Genomic DNA, 17,958 nt, shown 5'->3' on the forward strand with positions numbered 1-17,958 from the left:
GACAATCGTTCTCCATTCGTAGTCACCGAGACGGCACAGCAGAACACACCGAACGGGTAGCTTGGATATCGATGACCGCAACACTGGCAGACCCTGTATCAGAGGTAGTAGCAGCAGCCCAGCGACTCCTCACCAAACGCACCGGAGCTCCGGTGACGTTGATCGACCCGGTGAATCTGGGGGGTAGCGGCCAAGCGATCGTGTTGCGAGTCCGAGTGTCCGAGAACCCGTTTCAGCTGCCCCGCACCCTGGTGATCAAGCAGGTCCGGGACCTGCCCGCCGAATCGGAACTGCATGCCGAGCTCGCCGACATCTCCGGTTCCAGCGCCTTCCTGCGCGAGGCAGCGTCGTATCAGTTCGCCAACGCTCTGGCCACGGACAGCAGGCCCGGACCCGAGCTGCACGCGTACGACCTCGACGCGAGACTGCTGGTGCTCAGCGATCTCGGCGACGCCAGTCCCATCACCACTCTGCTGCGCAACTCGGACGAAGCCGCGGTGACCAATTCCTTGATGGCCATGGCGCAGGCGCTCGGCCGCATGCACGCCGCCACCGTCGGCCGTGAGGACGACTTCGCCGCTCTGCTGCGACGGGTGGGACAACCCGACTCCACCGACGGGATCTCCGCCCAGATACCCGACGCTCTTGCCGAGGTCCCCGGGCTGCTGACCGATCTTCTGGGCGTCGGAACGACCCCGGATGCAATTCTCGATCGCGTCTCTCGCAGCGGACGGCTGTTCGCGCATGGTGCCTTCCGCGCCTTCAGCCCGTCCGACCTGTGTCCCGACAACATCATCGTCAACGACGAAGGCGTGCGGTTCCTCGATTACGAGTGGGGCGGATTTCGTGACGCCACCCTCGACATCACCTACGCGTTGGCGTCGTTCCCCGGTTGCCTGTGCAGCTTCGACCTCTCGCACGCTCGAGAGCAGGCGATGATCGACGCGTGGCGTTCGGAAGTGGTGGGCATATGGCCCGCGTTGGCCGACGACACCACGCTGGCGAGCAAGATTCTCGACGCGCGTCTGATCTGGGTGTGGCTGAGCACCTACTGGTTCCTGCCCGACGACCACACGCGCATCGCCGCGGCGCGTGCCCACCACCTGTCGGTTCCTCGGTCGCAGGCACTGATCTCGCGGTGGACGGCGCTGGCAGACAGTGCTGCTCGTGTCGGTGAGACCGGCATCGCCGACTACGCGACGTCGGTCGGTACCGCTCTGCGCACCAAGTGGGAGCGCTGAGCAAGACGTCGTTCGCGCATCCGCCGGTCGCATCGGTAGCGTTCGACGGGTGAGCGGCGGCATCGGTAGTGACTTCTCCGGCGGGGACATCTCGGGGAGCGACGAGTTGGGCGACGGGCTGTTCGACGCGCCTGCGCCCCCGGAGGCGATGATCGCCGAGTCCCGTCCCACGTCCACCTACGTCAGGCCCGACGCACCTCTGGCGGTGCGTATGCGTCCGACGAGCCTCGACGAGGTGGTGGGCCAGTCTCATCTGTTGGCTCCGGGTGCTCCACTGCGCCGCCTCGTCGAGGGCTCCGGTGCGTCCTCGGTGATGCTCTACGGACCACCGGGAACCGGCAAGACGACGCTCGCGTCGCTGATCTCGGGGGCGACCGGACGCAAGTTCGAGGCGCTGTCGGCCCTCTCGGCCGGGGTCAAGGAAGTGCGCAACGTCATCGAACTCGCGCGTCGCCGACTGCTCTCGGGCGAGCAGACGGTGTTGTTCATCGACGAGGTGCATCGGTTCTCCAAGACCCAGCAGGATGCACTGCTTGCTGCCGTCGAGAATCGGATCGTGTTGTTGGTGGCCGCGACCACGGAGAATCCGTCGTTCTCGGTGGTGTCGCCGCTGCTGTCCCGATCGTTGGTTCTGCAGTTGCAGCCGCTGGGATCCGAGGACATCGAGTTGTTGCTCACGCGCGCCGCCAACGATCCGCGCGGCCTGGACGGTGCGGTGACCATCGCCGAGGACGCGATGGATCACCTGGTGCGTCTCGCGGCCGGCGACGCCCGACGGGCGTTGACGGCACTCGAGGCGGCAGCGGGCGCTGCAACCGACGGGATGCTCGACCTCGCGACGGTCGAGGCCAGTGTCGACAAGGCCGCCGTGCGCTACGACCGCGACGGAGATCAGCACTACGACGTCATCAGCGCGTTCATCAAGTCGATCAGAGGGTCCGACGTCGACGCCGCCCTGCACTATCTGGCGCGGATGATCACGGCAGGCGAGGACGCGCGGTTCATCGCGCGACGTCTCGTGGTGCACGCCAGCGAGGACATCGGGATGGCCGATCCCACGGCGCTGCAGACCGCGACGGCCGCTGCCAGCGCCGTGCAGATGATCGGGATGCCCGAGGCGCGGTTGGCGCTGGCGCAGGCGACGATTCATCTGGCGACCGCGCCCAAGTCCGGTGCCGTGATCGGCGCACTCGGTGCCGCCATGGCCGACGTGGCTGCAGGCAAGTCGGGGTCGGTGCCGCCGCATCTGCGCGACGGCCACTACAAGGGAGCGCAAGGGCTGGGGAACGCCGTCGGGTATCGGTACCCGCACAGCAGTCCTGGCGGCGTACTGGGGCAGCAGTATCCGCCGGACGAACTGGTGGGCGTGAACTACTACGAGCCCACCGAGCACGGTGCCGAGCGGGAAATCGCGACCAGGGTCGGGAAACTGCGCCGCATCATCCGAGGCCGATAGGCCCTCGAGTCGGTGCGGGGTCCGACGACGCTAACCTGTATCCGTGCAGACCCATGAGATCCGCAGGCGTTTCCTCGACCATTTCGTGAAGGCGGGACACACCGAAGTACCCAGTGCGTCGTTGATCCTCGACGACCCCAATCTGCTGTTCGTCAATGCGGGCATGGTTCCGTTCGTGCCGTTCTTCCTCGGTCAGCAGACACCGCCGTACAAGACGGCGACGAGCGTCCAGAAGTGCGTGCGCACCCTCGACATCGAGAACGTCGGCATCACCACCCGGCACAACACGTTCTTCCAGATGGCAGGAAACTTCTCGTTCGGCGACTACTTCAAGCGGGACGCCATCCGGCATGCCTGGTCTCTGTTGACCGACAGCGTCGAGGACGGCGGATACGGGTTCGATCCCGAGCGGATCTGGGCCACCGCGTATCTCGACGACGACGAGGCGATCGAGCTCTGGAAGGAGATCGCAGGCCTGCCCGACGAGCGAATTCAGCGTCGAGGAATGGCCGACAACTACTGGTCCATGGGCATTCCCGGACCCTGTGGCCCGTGCTCGGAGATCTACTACGACCGAGGACCCGAGTTCGGTGCCGAGGGCGGTCCGGAGGCCGACGAGGATCGGTACATCGAGATCTGGAACCTCGTGTTCATGCAGAACGAACGCGGCAAGGGAATCAGCAAGGACGACTTCGAGATTCTCGGTCCGCTGCCGAAGAAGAACATCGACACCGGCATGGGCGTCGAGCGTGTCGCCTTCCTGCTCCAGGGCGTGGACAACGTCTACGAGACCGACCTCGTCCGACCGGTGATCGCCAAGGCCGAGGAACTCTCGGGACGCGCCTACGGTGCCGACCACGACAACGACGTGCGTTTCCGTGTCATCGCCGATCACGCCCGGACCGCCGCGCTGCTGATCTCCGACGGAGTAAATCCCGGCAACGACGGTCGCGGCTACGTGCTGCGCCGGTTGCTGCGCCGCATCGTCCGATCGGCACGCCTGCTCGGCGCACCCGACGAGACCATGGCGCAGTTCGTCACCGTCGTACGAGACACGATGGCCGAGTCGTACCCGAATCTGGTCACTGACTTCGATCGCATTCTGACCGTCGCAGTGGGGGAGGAGACGGCGTTCCTCAAGACCCTCACCTCGGGTTCTCGGCTGTTCGAGGGCGCAGCGGAGGCAGTCAAGGCGTCGGGTGCGAAGAAGATCGGCGGTGCCGAGGCATTCGCGCTGCACGACACCTACGGTTTCCCGATCGATCTGACGCTCGAGATGGCCGCCGAGGCCGGCCTGTCGGTGGACGAGGACGGTTTCCGCTCGCTGATGGCCGAGCAGCGCAACCGGGCCAAGGACGACGCCCGTGCCCGCAAGCACGCACACGCCGACCTCACGGTCTACAAGGATTTCGTCGACGGTTCGCCGACCGAGTTCACCGGATTCGACGAACTCGGTTCCGAGGCAACGGTATTGGCCCTGATCTCGAACGGCGTCCGCGTTCCGACCGCGGTTGCGGGAGACTCGGTGGAGATCATCCTCGACCGCAGCCCGCTCTACGCCGAGTCCGGTGGCCAGATCGCCGACATCGGCACGATCACCGCACCCGGCCTCGGCGTCAAGGTCAACGACGTGCAGAAGATCGCCAAGAAGCTCTGGACGCACAAGTCGGTGGTCGAGTCGGGTCAGATCACCGAGGGCGACACCGTGCACGTCGACGTCGACCACGCGTGGCGCAAGGGTGCGACTCAGGGCCACTCGGGTACCCACATGGTGCACGCGGCACTGCGACAGGTGCTCGGGCCGAACGCGACGCAGGCCGGATCGCTCAACAAGCCCGGCTACCTTCGGTTCGACTTCTCGTGGCAGGGTGCGCTGTCCGACGCGCAGCGCGACGACATCGAGAATGTCGCCAACGACGCGGTGGGATCGGACTTCGCGGTCAACACCATGGTCACCGACCTGGACAGTGCCAAGAAGATGGGCGCGATGGCCCTGTTCGGTGAGAACTACGGCGACGAAGTGCGCGTCGTCGAGATCGGCGGACCGTTCTCGATGGAACTGTGCGGTGGTACGCACGTGCAGCACTCGTCGCAGATCGGCCCGGTCACCATTCTCGGTGAATCGTCCGTGGGCTCGGGAGTGCGCCGAGTCGAAGCCTTCGTCGGCCTCGACTCGTACCGCTATCTCGCCAAGGAACGCGCGCTGCTGGCCGGCATCGCGTCCTCGCTCAAGGTGCCGTCCGAGGAGGTTCCGGCTCGCATCGAGACCCTGGTCGAGCGTCTGCGGGTCGCGGAGAAGGAACTCGACGCCGTCAAGGCCGCCGCAGTCCTGGCCTCGGCAGGTGAGTTCGTCGGCAAGGCCGAGCGATTCGGCGACGTGCGAGCGGTCATCGCGCAGGCACCGGACGGCGTCGGCGGCAACGACCTGCGCACCTTGGTCACCGACATCCGAGGACGGCTGGGCGCGGATCCGGCCGTGGTGGTGCTGTTCGGCACCGTGAGCGGCAAGGTCCCGTTCGTGGTCTCGACCAACAAGGCAGCTCAGGACGCCGGTATTGCCGCAGGCGATCTGGTGGGGGCCTTCGGTCCGAGCATCGGTGGGCGGGGCGGCGGCAAGCCCGAGCTGGCTCAGGGTTCGGGATCGGACGTCGCCGGAATCCCAGCCGGTATCGACGCAGCCCGGGCTCGATTGACCGAACTCACCACCCACTGACGATCGTGGTAGCTCAGGGGCGCGGCCCCGATCGGCCAGGAGTCGACGATCCCGGCCGCGGCCGTCGTATCGGCATCGACGTCGGCAGTGTGCGCATCGGTATCGCCTCGAGTGATCCCGACGGTGTACTCGCCACGCCGGTCGAGACGGTGCCGCGATCGAAGATCAAGGGTCCCGACGCCCCGGACGTGGCGCGGGTGGCGGAGATCGTCGCCGAATACGAGGCCGTCGAGATCGTCATCGGGCTTCCTCGGACGCTGCGCGGAGAGCGCGGCAATGCCGTCGACGCAGCCGAGAAATTCGGCCGCTCCCTGCACCGGCGATTGGGTGATGTGCCGATTCGGATGGCCGACGAGCGACTGACTACCGTGAGTGCATCGCGCGCGCTACGGGACAGTGGAGTGCGAGCCAAGAACCAACGATCGGTGATCGATCAGGCTGCGGCGGTCGCGATACTGCAGGGCTGGCTCGACGAGCGCCGTGCCGTATCGGATCGTGCAGCGAACAATTCAGGATCGACGGAGGTCGACGAGTGAACTACGAAGGGTCCGATCGGGACCGGCGAGATGCGCGCTCGGACGAGGCGCACACCGACCCGATCGGCTATCGCGTGGACGAGGGCAGCGAGTTCCACCGCACTGTGCACGGCCCGCCGCAGCGTCAGGAGCCGCATCCCCGGTCCTCTCGTGACGCAGATCGGGAACACGAGGCCGAGCGCGGAGCGTTGCCACAGGAGGTCGGCCGCAGCCGCGCCGCGACCCGGAAGGACCGAGCTGCCTCCAGCCGCAAGCGCCGCGGCCGCCTGGTCGCTCTGGTGCTCGGGCTCGTACTGGTCGTGGCCGTTGCGGGAGGAGCGTATTTCGCGATGAACAAGTTCGGTAATCGCACGACACCGAACGCCGACTTCACTGCGGGCTCACCGGGGGACGGCGTGGTGATTCAGGTTCATCCCAACGACACCGCGCAACAGATCGGCACCCAGGCAGCGGACAAGGGTGTGGTCGCCAGCTCGGGAGCCTTCCTCGAAGCGGCACTCCTGAACAACGCCATCACCTCGGTTCAACCCGGTTTCTATCTGCTCGCCAGCAACGTGCCTGCCTCGCAGGCCGTGAACGAACTCGTCGACCCCGCCTCCCGGGTGGGCAACATGGTGATCTCGGAGGGCCGTCAGCTGCACGACGCGCGCGACGTGAACACCGGTGCCGTCAAGAAGGGCATCTACACCCTGATCTCCGAGGCCAGCTGCGTGGACCGAACCGGCAGTGGAACCCCCACCTGCGTGAGCTACGACGACCTCAACGTGGCCGGAGCCGTGGACGACCCGGCCGCCTTGGGCGTGCCCGACTGGGCCACCGATCGCGTCGAGGGAGTCCCGGACCGCGATCGGCAGCTCGAAGGCCTGATCGCCGCAGGAACCTGGGACTTCGATCCCAGCGCGGCTCCGACCGACATTCTGAAGCAGCTGGTGTCCGAGAGCGCGACCCGCTACGAGGACACCGGAATCCTCACCGCGGGCGCCAACTCCGGGCTGACTCCGTACGACACCCTCGTCGCCGCGTCGCTCGTCGAGCGGGAGTCGCTGCCGCAGGACTTCAGCAAGGTGGCCCGGGTGATCCTCAATCGGCTCGCGGTGCCGCAGAAGCTCGAGTTCGACTCGACGGTCAACTACTCGCTCGATACGACCGAGGTGGCCACCACCGACGCCGACCGCGCCCGCGTCACACCGTGGAACACCTATGCCAGCGAAGGGCTGCCGGCAACTCCGATCTCCTCGCCGAGTATCGGTGCGGTGCAGGCGGTCGAGATGCCCGCCGACGGTGACTGGCTGTACTTCGTGACCATCAACCAGGCGGGCGAAACCCTGTTCACCCGCAGCTACGAGGAACACCTGGCCAACATCACCAAGGTCGAGGGTGGCTTCCTCGACAGCGGCCGCTGACGTGCGCGCCGCTGTACTCGGAAGCCCTGTCGAACACTCGAAGTCGCCGGTGCTGCACTGTGCCGCGTACCGCGCGCTCGGCCTCGCCGACTGGACCTACGAGCGCATCGACTGCACCGGTGAGCAGCTGCCCGGCCTGCTCGACGGTTTCGGCCCCGAATGGGTCGGCGTGTCGGTCACCATGCCGGGCAAGGTTGCGGCTCTGGCGTACGCGACCGAGCGCACCGCGCGGGCAGTTCTGGCCGGCTCGGCGAACACCCTGGTCCGCACCGAGTCGGGCTGGCGCGCCGATTGCACGGACGTCGACGGAATCGTGGGCGCACTGCGCGACGCCGGAATCGAGGACCTGTCCGGTCGCACCGTGACGGTGGTCGGCGCAGGAGGAACGTCGAGGCCGGCGATCGTGGCGCTGGCCGGACTCGGAGCGACTGCGGTCACTGTCGTCGCGCGATCGGCCGACCGCGCCCGAGACACACTGGACTGCGCCGTCGCCGCGGGGATGCGCGCGGAGTTCGTGGACATGACCGACCCTCGGCTCGCCACCGTCGCAGCGGAGTCCGCTGTGCTCGTCAGCACCGTGCCCGCGGCCGGGGCCGCCGACATCGCGTCGGATCTCGCCCAGGCACCCCTGGTCCTCGACGCCATCTACGATCCCTGGCCGACGCCCCTGGCAACTGCCGTGGACGCGGCCGGTGGAACCGTCATCAGCGGATTGTCGATGCTGCTCAATCAGGCGTACGGGCAGGTGGAGCAGTTCACCGGCAGGCCCGCGCCGCGAGGGGTAATGCGGGACGCACTGTTCGCTGCTTTGTGAGTTCGAGCCGGCGGTAGTCCACCGGCCGGAGTAGTCCACGGGCCGCGAGTTGTCCACAGGTTTCGAGTTGTGCACAGGGCAATCTCCCACCTGGGCTTTCGTCACAGTCGATCGCTGCCGTGGTGCCACCCTTCGCTCATGATTGTCGTGTGTGGTGCGGTCGTGGTCGGTGCCGTTGTGGGGCTGGCGATGCGCCGATGTTTGGTCCGATGGAGTCCTCGGCTCCTGCCGCTGCTGTCTGCGATCGGTACCGGATGGGTCTGGTGGCGATTCGGCGGTACCGAATACGCGGTTCCGTTGTGCGTGACGACGTGGTGGTTCGCCGCACTCAGCGCGGTCGACCTGCAGCGACGCCGGTTGCCGAACGCCTTGACCGTCCCCGGGGCGCTCGTGGTGACGATCGCGCTCGTTCTCACCGGCTCGCCGGGGGCACTGCTGGGCGGTGCTCTGTTGTTCGCGATCTACCTCGTCGTTCACCTTCTCGCGCCCGCGGCGTTCGGCGCGGGGGACGTCAAACTCGCCTGGTCGGTCGGCTCGATCGCGTGCGTCGGCGGCGGGGGAGGATGGGCGATCGCCGCGCTGTCGGCACCGGTGGCAACTGCCGTGGTGGGGTCGATCACCGCGGCGTTGGGGCACAGGCGAGCCCGCATCCCGCACGGCCCGTCCATGTGCGCGGCCACCCTGCTGGCATCCGCGGCGTCCCTGGCGTGAAAAGATGTTCGAGTGCTGCGCTGGATAACTGCCGGAGAATCCCACGGACCCGCTCTCGTCGCCATTCTCGAAGGAATGGTCGCGGGAGTAGAGGTGACCTCGGACGACATTGCCTCTCAACTCGCTCGCCGTCGCCTCGGTTACGGCCGAGGTGCCCGCATGAAGTTCGAGGCCGACAAAGTGACCCTCACCGGTGGAGTCCGACACGGACGCACGATGGGTGGTCCGGTCGCGATCGAGGTCGGCAACACCGAGTGGCCCAAGTGGGAGCAGGTGATGTCGGCCGATCCCGTCGACGAGGCAGTGCTCGCGGATCTCGCGCGCAACTCCCCGTTGACGCGGCCGCGGCCCGGCCACGCCGACTACTCCGGGATGCTCAAGTACGGCTTCGACGACGCTCGCCCGGTGCTCGAACGCGCCAGCGCGCGTGAGACAGCCGCCCGGGTCGCCATCGGCACCGTCGCCCGCCTGTTCCTGAAGCAGGCGTTCGGAGTGGATGTCGTGTCCCACGTGATCTCCATCGGGGCATCCGACCCCTATGTCGGACCGCCGCCCGCTGGCGCGGACCTCGACGCCATCGACGCATCTCCGGTGCGCGCCTTCGACAAGGCCGCCGAAGAATCGATGATCGCCGAGATCGAAGCAGCGAAGAAGGACGGTGACACCCTCGGCGGCGTCGTCGAGGTCGTGGTGCACGGTCTGCCCGTCGGCCTCGGGTCCTTCGTCTCCGGAGAACGCAAGCTCGACGCAAGACTCGCCGCGGCACTGATGGGAATCCAGGCCATCAAGGGAGTCGAGATCGGGGACGGCTTCGAGACCGCGCGTCGACGCGGAAGCGTCGCTCACGACGAGATCAAGCCCGGTCCGGACGGTGTGTTGCGCTCGACCAACCGGGCAGGCGGCATCGAGGGCGGTATGACCAATGGTGAGGCCCTGCGAGTGCGGGCGGCGATGAAGCCCATCTCGACGGTTCCGCGCGCGTTGGCAACGGTCGACATGACGACCGGCGACGAGGCCGTGGCCATTCATCAGCGCTCGGACGTCTGCGCTGTTCCGGCTGCCGGTGTCGTGGCCGAGACGATGGTCGCCCTGGTCGTCGCGCAGGCAGCGTTGGAGAAGTTCGGTGGGGACTCGCTGGCGGAGACGACGAGCAACGTCGACCACTACGTGAAGGGCACCGCCGCCCGACCTCCACGATGACCCCGTACGCGGTCCTCGTCGGACCGCCGGGAGCAGGCAAGTCGACGATCGGTCGGCGGCTGGCACAGGCTCTCGACCTGGACCTGTTCGACACCGATGTGGCCATCGAGCGAGACACCGGTCGTACGATCGCCGATATCTTCTCGCACGACGGAGAACCGGCCTTCCGACAGATCGAGGAGCGGATAGTCGCCGGTGCTCTGGCCTCGCACGACGGGATCGTCTCCCTCGGTGGTGGTGCTGTGCTGTCGCCCGCGACCCGCGCCCTGCTGTCCGGTCACACCGTGGTGTACCTGGAAATCAGTGTGGCCGAGGGGCTTCGGCGTACCGGTGCGAACACGGTTCGGCCGTTGCTCGCCGGTCCTGACCCGCGTGCGAAGTACCAGGAACTGATGCGCCACCGGCGACCTCTCTATCGATCGGTGGCCACGGTGCGAGTGCGTACCGACAGCCGCAGCCCCGCTCGGGTCGTGGGCCAGTTGGTGTCGAAGCTGACCGCCATCGCCCCCGTTCCCGGGCGCGATGCGAACGAGAAAAACCCCCAGTAGATGAAGGTGATTCGATGACAGAGCCAGTGCGCGTCCAGGTCGAGACTGCCAACCCGTACCCGGTGATCATCGGCCGAGGTCTGTTGACGGATCTCGTCGACCAGCTCGCCGGAACGGCCACCGTGGCGATCTTCCACCAGCCTCCGCTGGCAGAGACCGCGGAAGCGGTGCGAGCGGCGTTGGCGGACAAGGGAATCGACGCTCATCGCATCGAGATTCCGGACGCCGAGGACGGCAAGGATCTGGCCGTGGCCGGGTTCTGCTGGGAGGTTCTCGGCCGAATCGGTCTCACTCGCAGCGACGCCATCGTCAGTCTGGGCGGCGGAGCGGCGACGGACCTGGCCGGATTCGTGGCCGCGACCTGGATGCGCGGAGTTCGTATCGTCCACGTCCCGACGACGCTGCTGGCCATGGTCGACGCGGCCGTGGGCGGCAAGACCGGCATCAACACCGATGCCGGCAAGAACCTCGTCGGCTCCTTCCACGAACCGGCCGCCGTGTTGGTCGATCTGGTGACCCTGGAGACCGTGCCGAAGAACGAGATCGTGTCGGGCCTGGCCGAGGTGATCAAGGCCGGATTCATCGCCGATCCGAAGATTCTGGACATCATCGAAGCCGATCCTGCCGCGGCGCTGGATCCGACCGGCGACGTGCTCCCGGAGCTGATTCGGCGCTCGGTCGAGGTCAAGGCGAAGGTCGTTGCGGCAGATCTGCGTGAGTCGAACCTGCGCGAGATTCTCAACTACGGGCACACGCTTGCGCACGCCATCGAGCGGCGGGAGCAGTACCGGTGGCGTCACGGCGCCGCGGTGTCGGTCGGTCTGGTGTTCGCGGCCGAGCTGGGACGCCTGGCCGGACGCCTGGACGACGCCACTGCCGACCGCCACCGTTCGATTCTCGAATCGGTCGGATTGCCGGTCACCTACGACGAGCACGCGTTCTCGGATCTGCTCAAGGGCATGCAGACGGACAAGAAGAACCGGGCCGGGCTGCTGCGGTTCGTGGTTCTGGACGGTTTGGCCAAGCCCGGACGGCTCGAGGGGCCGGATCCGGCTCTGCTCGTCGCCGCGTTCTCCGCGGTCGGCCGCGAGGCCCCGGCCGCAGGTGGGTCGGCCATCATGTTGTGACGCCGTCGGCCAGTCTCGGGGCCTGACGACAACGGGCGGTGATCGACGCGTACAGCGTCGATCACCGCCCGTAGGTCGATGTAGGGGGAGTCAGGAACCGTCGGCGCTGCCGTGGCGGCCGCGCTTGTCGAGCCGCGGCTTGCCGTCCGCGTCCACTGCCGAGAACACCTCGGTGTCGGCGTCGCCGTGCTCGGGAGCCCACTGCGTGTCGGTCCGCGTGGGTTCGGTCCGCGTCGCCTCTGCCTGACCCGAACGGTTCTCCTGGCCGGCGTTGACCAGCTGGCGGTCGTGCGCGCGTTCGGCGTCCGAGGTGGCCAACTTCTTCTTGGCCTCGCGGTTGACGATCTGTCGTCCCACGAACACCGCGACGCTGGCGCCGATGAAGATGGTGAGAATCGTGAACGCGGCTCCGGACGTGAGCTCGAAGACCAGACCGTTCTGACCCAGGCTGAAATCGACGAAGAAGTCGACGATCCAGCTCAGGAGACCACCGAGGAGTCCACCGACCACAGCGGCTTTGAGCCACACCATGGTGAGGTCCTCGCCGTCCTCGGGGTCGGGATGCTTGCGCCGGTCGCGGATTCCATCGATGCCGGCCCACACGATGATGACGAGCAGCACGAGGGCGTATGCCACCCAGCGCAGTGCCGATCCGCTCAGCGGCCACATCGACACTGCTGCCCCCAGCAGCAGTCGAACGACGACGTTGACCAATCCCATACTTATGCCACGCACTGCCCACCCAGTCATGCGGCACAGCATATCCGCACGTCGAAGTTTGTGTGTCGGGGCCCACAAGTTCGACGAGCCGGTCGAGGGAGGGGGAGCCTGTGGGGCGACCGGTAATGTCGGGCTCATGCCTGCCGATTTCGGTGCCCGTCGTGGTGCCCTACGAGAACTGTTGGCCGCCGACGGACTCGATTCGATGCTGATCACCGATCTTCTCAACGTGCGATATCTGACTGGATTCACCGGGTCCAACGCCGCGCTACTGGTCTCGGTGGCCGATTCGGCCGGTGACGAGGATCGGACGGTGATCTGCACCGACGGTCGGTACGTCACCCAGGTGGCCGAGCAGGTGCCGGATCTTCGGGCCGAGATCGACCGGGCGTCGGCGATACACCTGCTTCGATCGGGCGTGTCGGGTAGCGGCGGCCGGATCGGTTTCGAGAGTCATGTGGTGACCGTCGACGCCCATCGCGCGTGGTCCGAGCTCGACGGTGCTGCGGAGTTGGTGCGTGCACCGGGTGTCGTGGAGTCGTTGCGCATGGTCAAGGACGAGTTCGAGGTGGGGTTGCTCCGGGACGCCTGCCGCGCCGCCGACGAGGCCCTGGCTCGATTGATCGGTGGGGGCGGTATCCGGGCGGGCCGCACCGAACGTGAGGTCGCCCGCGAGCTGGAATCGGCGATGCTCGACCACGGTGCCGATGCCATCTCGTTCGAGACCATCGTTGCGGCGGGTGCCAACTCGGCGGTCCCGCACCACCGGCCCACCGATGCGGTGTTGGCCGACGGCGACTTCGTCAAGCTCGACTTCGGTGCACTCGTCGGCGGCTACCACTCGGACATGACTCGAACCTTCGTCATCGGTACTCCCGCGCAGTGGCAGCGCGATCTGTACGAGCTGGTGCAGCGGTCGCAGACTGCCGGTCGCGAAGCCCTGGCACCGGGAGTGACCACCGCCTCGGTCGACGCCGCGTCACGCTCGGTGATCGAGGACGCAGGGTACGGGGAGTACTTCCTCCACGGGCTCGGCCATGGCGTCGGCCTGGAAATCCACGAAGCGCCGGGAATCGCGAAGACGAGCACCGGTACACTGCTGAGCGGTGCAGCGGTCACCGTCGAGCCGGGTGTCTACTTCTCCGGTCGCGGCGGCGTTCGGATCGAGGACACACTCGTCGTTCGCGACGGGGGTCCGGAACTGCTCACCCTGACAAGCAAGGAACTCACGTCCGTCTAGCGCGCGGGCGGGAGCGAATCCCGCACGTGACCGACGGCGCGTCACGCGCACAAACGATTGAGGAGACGCGAAGCAAGTGGCTTCCACCAGCGATTTCAAGAACGGACTGGTTCTCAACCTGGAGAACCAGCTGTGGTCGATCATCGAATTCCAGCACGTCAAGCCCGGTAAGGGACCCGCATTCGTGCGGACCAAGCTCAAGAACGTGCTCTCGGGCAAGGTCGTCGACAAGACGTTCAACGCCGGTGTGAAGGTCGAGACCGCAACGGTCGACCGCCGCGACATGACGTACCTCTACCACGACGGTAGCGACTACGTGTTCATGGACGCCGACACATACGACCAGCTCTCGATCGGTGAGGCCACCGTCGGTGACGGCGCACGCTTCCTGCTCGAGAACCTGCGCGTTCAGGTCGCCATGCACGAGGGCGTTCCGCTGTACGTCGAGCTCCCCGTCACCGTCGAGCTCGAGGTCAAGCACACCGATCCAGGCCTGCAGGGCGATCGCTCCACCGGCGGCACCAAGCCGGCGACCCTCGAGACCGGAGCCGAGATCTCGGTGCCGCTGTTCATCAACACCGGCGACAAGCTCAAGGTCGACTCACGTGACGGAAACTACCTCGGGCGTGTGAACTCCTAACGTGTCATCGAAGAAGTCGACATCCTCCGCCTCGCAGAACGGTGCCCCCGGTGCGAAGAAGCTGGGTGCGCGTCACAAGGCCCGCAAGCGGGCGGTGGACTTTCTGTTCGAGGCGGAGGCGCGCAACGTCGACCCGGTGAACCTGACCACCGAGCGCATCGAACTCGCACGCGGCGACGACACGATTGCTCCCGTCAGTGAATACACCTCGACCTTGGTCGAGGGCGTAGCCGAGAATCTCGATCGACTCGACGGCGTGATCGCCGATCACCTCAAGGACTGGACGCTCACCCGTCTGCCTGCGGTGGACAGGGCCATCCTGCGCGTTGCGGTGTGGGAGTTGTTCCACGCCACCGACGTCCCACCGGTCGTCGCCGTCGACGAAGCCGTCGAGCTGGCCAAACAGCTGTCCACCGACGATTCGCCCGGCTTCGTCAACGGCGTGCTGGGTCAGATCGTCCTGGTCGCGCCCCAGGTACGCGCCGCGGCCGCGGCCGTCTCGAGTCGTACGCAGTCCGATGCGTCCGGTGAAGCGTCGGTCGACGCCGAGCAGTGATCGCACGGTCGACGCACGTGTGACCGAACGCTCTGCGAGCCTGCTGGTCTCGGTTCGCAGAGCGTTGCTAGGCTCTACGCAGTTCTTGTCAGACATCCTTTAACGATCCGTCCAGAGAGGCGGAGAAGGAGGTCGTAGTTTGCCTGCGCCCGAAAGCTCGTCCGCGAACCCCGCCGTTCGCGAATTGCTGTCCTCGGCCGATGTGGGACGCACCATCTCCCGCATGGCCCATCAGATCATCGAGAAGACGGCCCTCGACGCCGCGGACTCGCCGCGCGTGGTGCTACTGGGCATCCCCACGCGTGGGACCACGCTGGCGGAACGACTCGCAGAACGTATCGAGGCATTTTCGGGCGTGCGGCCTCCGCTCGGGTCCCTCGACATCACTCTCTACCGCGACGATCTGCGGAACAAGCCGCACCGACCACTCGAGCGCACCTCGGTGCCCACAGGCGGCGTCGACGACGCACTGGTCGTACTGGTGGACGACGTACTGTTCTCCGGGCGAACCGTACGGTCCGCGCTCGACGCACTGCGTGACCTCGGTCGCCCCCGTGCGGTGCAGCTGGCGGTCCTCATCGACCGCGGCCATCGTGAACTTCCGCTTCGTGCGGACTACGTCGGCAAGAACGTCCCCACAGCGCGCACCGAGGACGTGTCGGTGCTGCTCTCCGAACACGACGGCCGCGACGGGGTCAGCCTGTCCGAGGGAGGATCCGCTCGATGAAGCACTTGCTCTCGGTCGCCGACCTGACGGCCGAATCGGCCACCGAGATTCTCGACGAAGCCGAACGATTCGAGCAGGCGCTTCTCGGCCGCGAGGTCAAGAAACTACCGACACTGCGCGGACGCACCATCATGACGGTGTTCTTCGAGAACTCGACGCGCACCCGCGTCTCGTTCGAGGTCGCAGGCAAGTGGATGAGCGCCGATGTCATCAACGTCAGCGCCAGCAGCTCGTCGGTGTCGAAGGGGGAGTCGCTCCGCGACACCGCGATGACGTTGCGCGCCGCCGGTGCCGACGCCCTCATCGTCCGACACCCGGCATCGGGTGCTGCACACCAGATCGCACAATGGACCGCCGATCAGGGAACTGGCCTCGATGGTCGTTCCGCAGGCTCCACTCCTGGCCTCGATGGTCGTTCCGCAGGCTCCACTCCTGGTGGCGGCCCGGCGGTGATCAACGCAGGCGACGGTACCCACGAACACCCCACCCAGGCCCTGCTCGACGCCCTGACGGTTCGTCAACGACTCGGGGACATCGCCGGCCGTCGGGTGGCGATCGTCGGCGACATCCTGCACAGCCGGGTGGCGCGCTCGAATGCGATCCTGCTGGCCACGCTCGGTGCCGAAGTGGTGCTGATCGCGCCACCGACGCTGCTGCCCGTCGGAGTGACCGGCTGGCCGGTACGGGTCTCGCACGATATCGACGCCGAACTGCCCGGTCTGGACGCGGTGCTGATGCTCAGAGTGCAGGCCGAGCGAATGAACGGCGGGTTCTTCCCCTCCGCTCGTGAGTACTCCATCACGTACGGGCTCTCGCAGCGCCGCCTCGACCTGCTGCCCGAGCACGCCGTCGTCCTGCACCCGGGTCCGATGCTTCGCGGTATGGAGATCGCGTCCTCGGTGGCCGATTCTCCGAAAACTGCAGTTCTGCAACAGGTTACGAATGGAGTTCACGTGCGGATGGCGGTGCTGTTCCGATTGCTGGTCGGTTCGGACGGGGGTGCATCGTGAACGCACCTGCGACCTCAGTCCTGCTCCGCGGCGTGCTGCTGTACGGCGAGGGCCCCGAGACCGACGTTCTGATCACCGGCGAAGAGATCGCCGGAATCGGTGCGGACCTCGACGCCGACGGTGCCGAGGTGGTCGATGCCCGCGGCCAGATTCTGCTGCCCGGGTTCGTCGACATGCACACGCACCTGCGCGAGCCCGGCCGCGAGGACACCGAAACGATCGAATCCGGTTCGGCGGCAGCGGCTCTGGGTGGCTACACCGCGGTGTTCGCGATGGCGAACACCGATCCGGTTGCCGACTCGGTGGTGGTCACCGATCACGTGTGGCGTCGGGGACAGGAAGTCGGCCTCGTCGACGTCCACCCGGTCGGAGCCATCACCGTCGGATTGAAGGGCAAGCAACTCGCCGAGATGGCCACGATGGCAGCGGGAATCGGCCGGGTCAAGATGTTCTCGGACGACGGCCACTGCGTCGACGATCCACTGATCATGCGTCGGGCGTTGGAGTACTCGAGTTCGCTCGGTGTCCTCATCGCTCAGCACGCCGAGGAGCCCAGGCTCACCGTCGGTGCCGTCGCACACGAGGGGCCCACTGCGGCGCGGCTCGGACTGGCCGGTTGGCCACGCGCGGCAGAAGAATCGATCGTCGCGCGCGACGCCCTGCTGGCCCGTGATGCGGGTGCGCGGGTGCACATCTGCCACGCGTCCACCGCGGGCACCGTCGAGCTGATGAAATGGGCACGTGGACAGGGTATTTCGATCACTGCCGAGGTCACCCCGCATCACCTGCTGCTGGACGACTCACGGCTCGAGACGTACGACGCGATCAACAAGGTGAATCCGCCGCTGCGCGAGAAATCCGACGTCGACGCCCTGCGGAAGGGCCTCGCCGACGGTGTGATCGATTGTGTGGCAACCGATCACGCTCCGCATGCCGAACAGGACAAGTGCTGCGAGTTCTCGATCGCCCGTCCCGGGATGCTCGGGCTCGAAACCGCACTGTCGATCGTCGTCGACACGATGGTGACCCCGGGCCTGCTCGATTGGCGCGGCGTGGCGCGGGTGATGAGCGAGCGTCCCGCCGAAATCGTCGGACTGGCCGATCAGGGTCGACCCATCGAGGTCGGTGAGATCGCCAATCTGACGCTGGTGGATGCGAATTCGAGCTGGACGGTCTCGGGCAAGAAGCTGGCCAGCGTCGCACACAACACGCCGTTCGAGGACATGACCTTCTCCTCGAAGGTGACCACGACGGTGTTGCGCGGACGAATCACCGTCCGCGACGGAGTCGTGGCGAACAGAGCGGGAGAGTAGAGC

The 17,958-nt window shown here is 66.7% G+C and carries 17 protein-coding genes; 16 read left to right on the forward strand and 1 reads right to left on the reverse strand.

All coding sequences use genetic code 11. From position 1 onward, the window contains the following. Positions 1-71: 71 nt before the first annotated feature. The 10 genes from R3P95_RS02925 to aroB all read left to right on the forward strand — a co-directional run bounded on the left by R3P95_RS02925 (position 72) and on the right by aroB (position 11,749). Complete coding sequence (locus tag R3P95_RS02925; protein WP_317547261.1) at positions 72-1,241, forward strand: protein kinase family protein; 1,170 nt, start codon at positions 72-74, stop codon at positions 1,239-1,241. A gap of 148 nt (positions 1,242-1,389) precedes the next feature. Further along, complete coding sequence (locus tag R3P95_RS02930; protein ID WP_262498356.1) at positions 1,390-2,697, forward strand: replication-associated recombination protein A; 1,308 nt, start codon at positions 1,390-1,392, stop codon at positions 2,695-2,697. A 43-nt stretch (positions 2,698-2,740) separates the two neighbouring features. Continuing rightward, the gene (gene alaS, locus R3P95_RS02935) at positions 2,741-5,410 is read left to right on the forward strand and encodes an alanine--tRNA ligase (RefSeq protein WP_317547262.1); all 2,670 of its coding nucleotides are present in this window, start codon (positions 2,741-2,743) and stop codon (positions 5,408-5,410) included. A 5-nt stretch (positions 5,411-5,415) separates the two neighbouring features. Next, positions 5,416-5,946: a Holliday junction resolvase RuvX gene (ruvX, locus tag R3P95_RS02940; RefSeq protein WP_068050567.1), complete on the forward strand. Its 531-nt coding sequence runs from the start codon at positions 5,416-5,418 to the stop codon at positions 5,944-5,946. Further along, the gene (locus R3P95_RS02945) at positions 5,943-7,349 is read left to right on the forward strand and encodes an endolytic transglycosylase MltG (RefSeq protein ID WP_317547263.1); all 1,407 of its coding nucleotides are present in this window, start codon (positions 5,943-5,945) and stop codon (positions 7,347-7,349) included. The genes ruvX and R3P95_RS02945 overlap by 4 nt, the downstream gene beginning before the upstream one ends. Next, positions 7,324-8,163 (forward strand): shikimate dehydrogenase, encoded by an 840-nt coding sequence (locus R3P95_RS02950; protein ID WP_394855374.1) that lies wholly within the window; start codon positions 7,324-7,326, stop codon positions 8,161-8,163. The genes R3P95_RS02945 and R3P95_RS02950 overlap by 26 nt, the downstream gene beginning before the upstream one ends. A gap of 138 nt (positions 8,164-8,301) precedes the next feature. After that, positions 8,302-8,874, forward strand: a complete 573-nt coding sequence (locus R3P95_RS02955; RefSeq protein ID WP_262498336.1) for a prepilin peptidase — start codon at positions 8,302-8,304, stop codon at positions 8,872-8,874. Between the two features lie 12 nt (positions 8,875-8,886). Then, positions 8,887-10,074, forward strand: a complete 1,188-nt coding sequence (gene aroC, locus R3P95_RS02960; RefSeq protein WP_149405850.1) for a chorismate synthase — start codon at positions 8,887-8,889, stop codon at positions 10,072-10,074. Beyond that, entirely contained in the window at positions 10,071-10,622 is a 552-nt protein-coding gene (locus R3P95_RS02965; RefSeq protein WP_068050563.1) for a shikimate kinase, read from the forward strand. The genes aroC and R3P95_RS02965 overlap by 4 nt, the downstream gene beginning before the upstream one ends. 14 nt (positions 10,623-10,636) lie before the next feature. After that, positions 10,637-11,749, forward strand: coding sequence for a 3-dehydroquinate synthase (gene aroB, locus R3P95_RS02970; protein ID WP_317547264.1), 1,113 nt, complete (start codon positions 10,637-10,639; stop codon positions 11,747-11,749). A 90-nt stretch (positions 11,750-11,839) separates the two neighbouring features. Here aroB and R3P95_RS02975 read toward each other — a convergent pair whose 3' ends face one another. After that, positions 11,840-12,499: a B-4DMT family transporter gene (locus R3P95_RS02975; RefSeq protein WP_317547265.1), complete on the reverse strand. Its 660-nt coding sequence runs from the start codon at positions 12,497-12,499 to the stop codon at positions 11,840-11,842. Between the two features lie 106 nt (positions 12,500-12,605). Between R3P95_RS02975 and R3P95_RS02980 the strand changes: the two genes are divergently transcribed. The 6 genes from R3P95_RS02980 to R3P95_RS03005 all read left to right on the forward strand — a co-directional run bounded on the left by R3P95_RS02980 (position 12,606) and on the right by R3P95_RS03005 (position 17,955). Further along, a complete protein-coding gene (locus R3P95_RS02980) occupies positions 12,606-13,709 on the forward strand; it encodes a M24 family metallopeptidase (protein WP_317547266.1) in 1,104 nt (367 codons plus the stop codon). Positions 13,710-13,785: 76 nt separating this feature from the next. Continuing rightward, complete coding sequence (efp, locus tag R3P95_RS02985) at positions 13,786-14,349, forward strand: elongation factor P (protein WP_027496978.1); 564 nt, start codon at positions 13,786-13,788, stop codon at positions 14,347-14,349. Position 14,350: 1 nt separating this feature from the next. After that, a complete protein-coding gene (nusB, locus tag R3P95_RS02990; RefSeq protein ID WP_149405846.1) occupies positions 14,351-14,905 on the forward strand; it encodes a transcription antitermination factor NusB in 555 nt (184 codons plus the stop codon). Positions 14,906-15,044: 139 nt separating this feature from the next. Beyond that, positions 15,045-15,632, forward strand: coding sequence for a bifunctional pyr operon transcriptional regulator/uracil phosphoribosyltransferase PyrR (pyrR, locus tag R3P95_RS02995; protein WP_094641904.1), 588 nt, complete (start codon positions 15,045-15,047; stop codon positions 15,630-15,632). Further along, entirely contained in the window at positions 15,629-16,642 is a 1,014-nt protein-coding gene (locus R3P95_RS03000; RefSeq protein ID WP_149405845.1) for an aspartate carbamoyltransferase catalytic subunit, read from the forward strand. Before pyrR ends, R3P95_RS03000 begins: the two co-directional genes overlap by 4 nt. Further along, entirely contained in the window at positions 16,639-17,955 is a 1,317-nt protein-coding gene (locus tag R3P95_RS03005) for a dihydroorotase (RefSeq protein WP_317547267.1), read from the forward strand. Before R3P95_RS03000 ends, R3P95_RS03005 begins: the two co-directional genes overlap by 4 nt. The last annotated feature ends 3 nt before the right edge of the window (positions 17,956-17,958 follow it).

Source organism: Rhodococcus cercidiphylli, assembly GCF_033042225.1.
Lineage (GTDB): Bacteria > Actinomycetota > Actinomycetes > Mycobacteriales > Mycobacteriaceae > Rhodococcoides.

Excerpts from the sequence above, each read along its gene's own strand:
- aroB (WP_317547264.1), top strand. The coding sequence starts at position 10,637 with ATGACAGAGCCAGTGCGCGTCCAGGTCGAGACTGCCAACCCGTACCCG.
- R3P95_RS02925 (WP_317547261.1), top strand. The coding sequence starts at position 72 with ATGACCGCAACACTGGCAGACCCTGTATCAGAGGTAGTAGCAGCAGCC.
- R3P95_RS02975 (WP_317547265.1), bottom strand. The coding sequence starts at position 12,499 with ATGACTGGGTGGGCAGTGCGTGGCATAAGTATGGGATTGGTCAACGTC.
- R3P95_RS02930 (WP_262498356.1), top strand. The coding sequence starts at position 1,390 with ATGATCGCCGAGTCCCGTCCCACGTCCACCTACGTCAGGCCCGACGCA.
- R3P95_RS03000 (WP_149405845.1), top strand. The coding sequence starts at position 15,629 with ATGAAGCACTTGCTCTCGGTCGCCGACCTGACGGCCGAATCGGCCACC.
- R3P95_RS02965 (WP_068050563.1), top strand. The coding sequence starts at position 10,071 with ATGACCCCGTACGCGGTCCTCGTCGGACCGCCGGGAGCAGGCAAGTCG.
- R3P95_RS02955 (WP_262498336.1), top strand. The coding sequence starts at position 8,302 with ATGATTGTCGTGTGTGGTGCGGTCGTGGTCGGTGCCGTTGTGGGGCTG.
- R3P95_RS02980 (WP_317547266.1), top strand. The coding sequence starts at position 12,606 with ATGCCTGCCGATTTCGGTGCCCGTCGTGGTGCCCTACGAGAACTGTTG.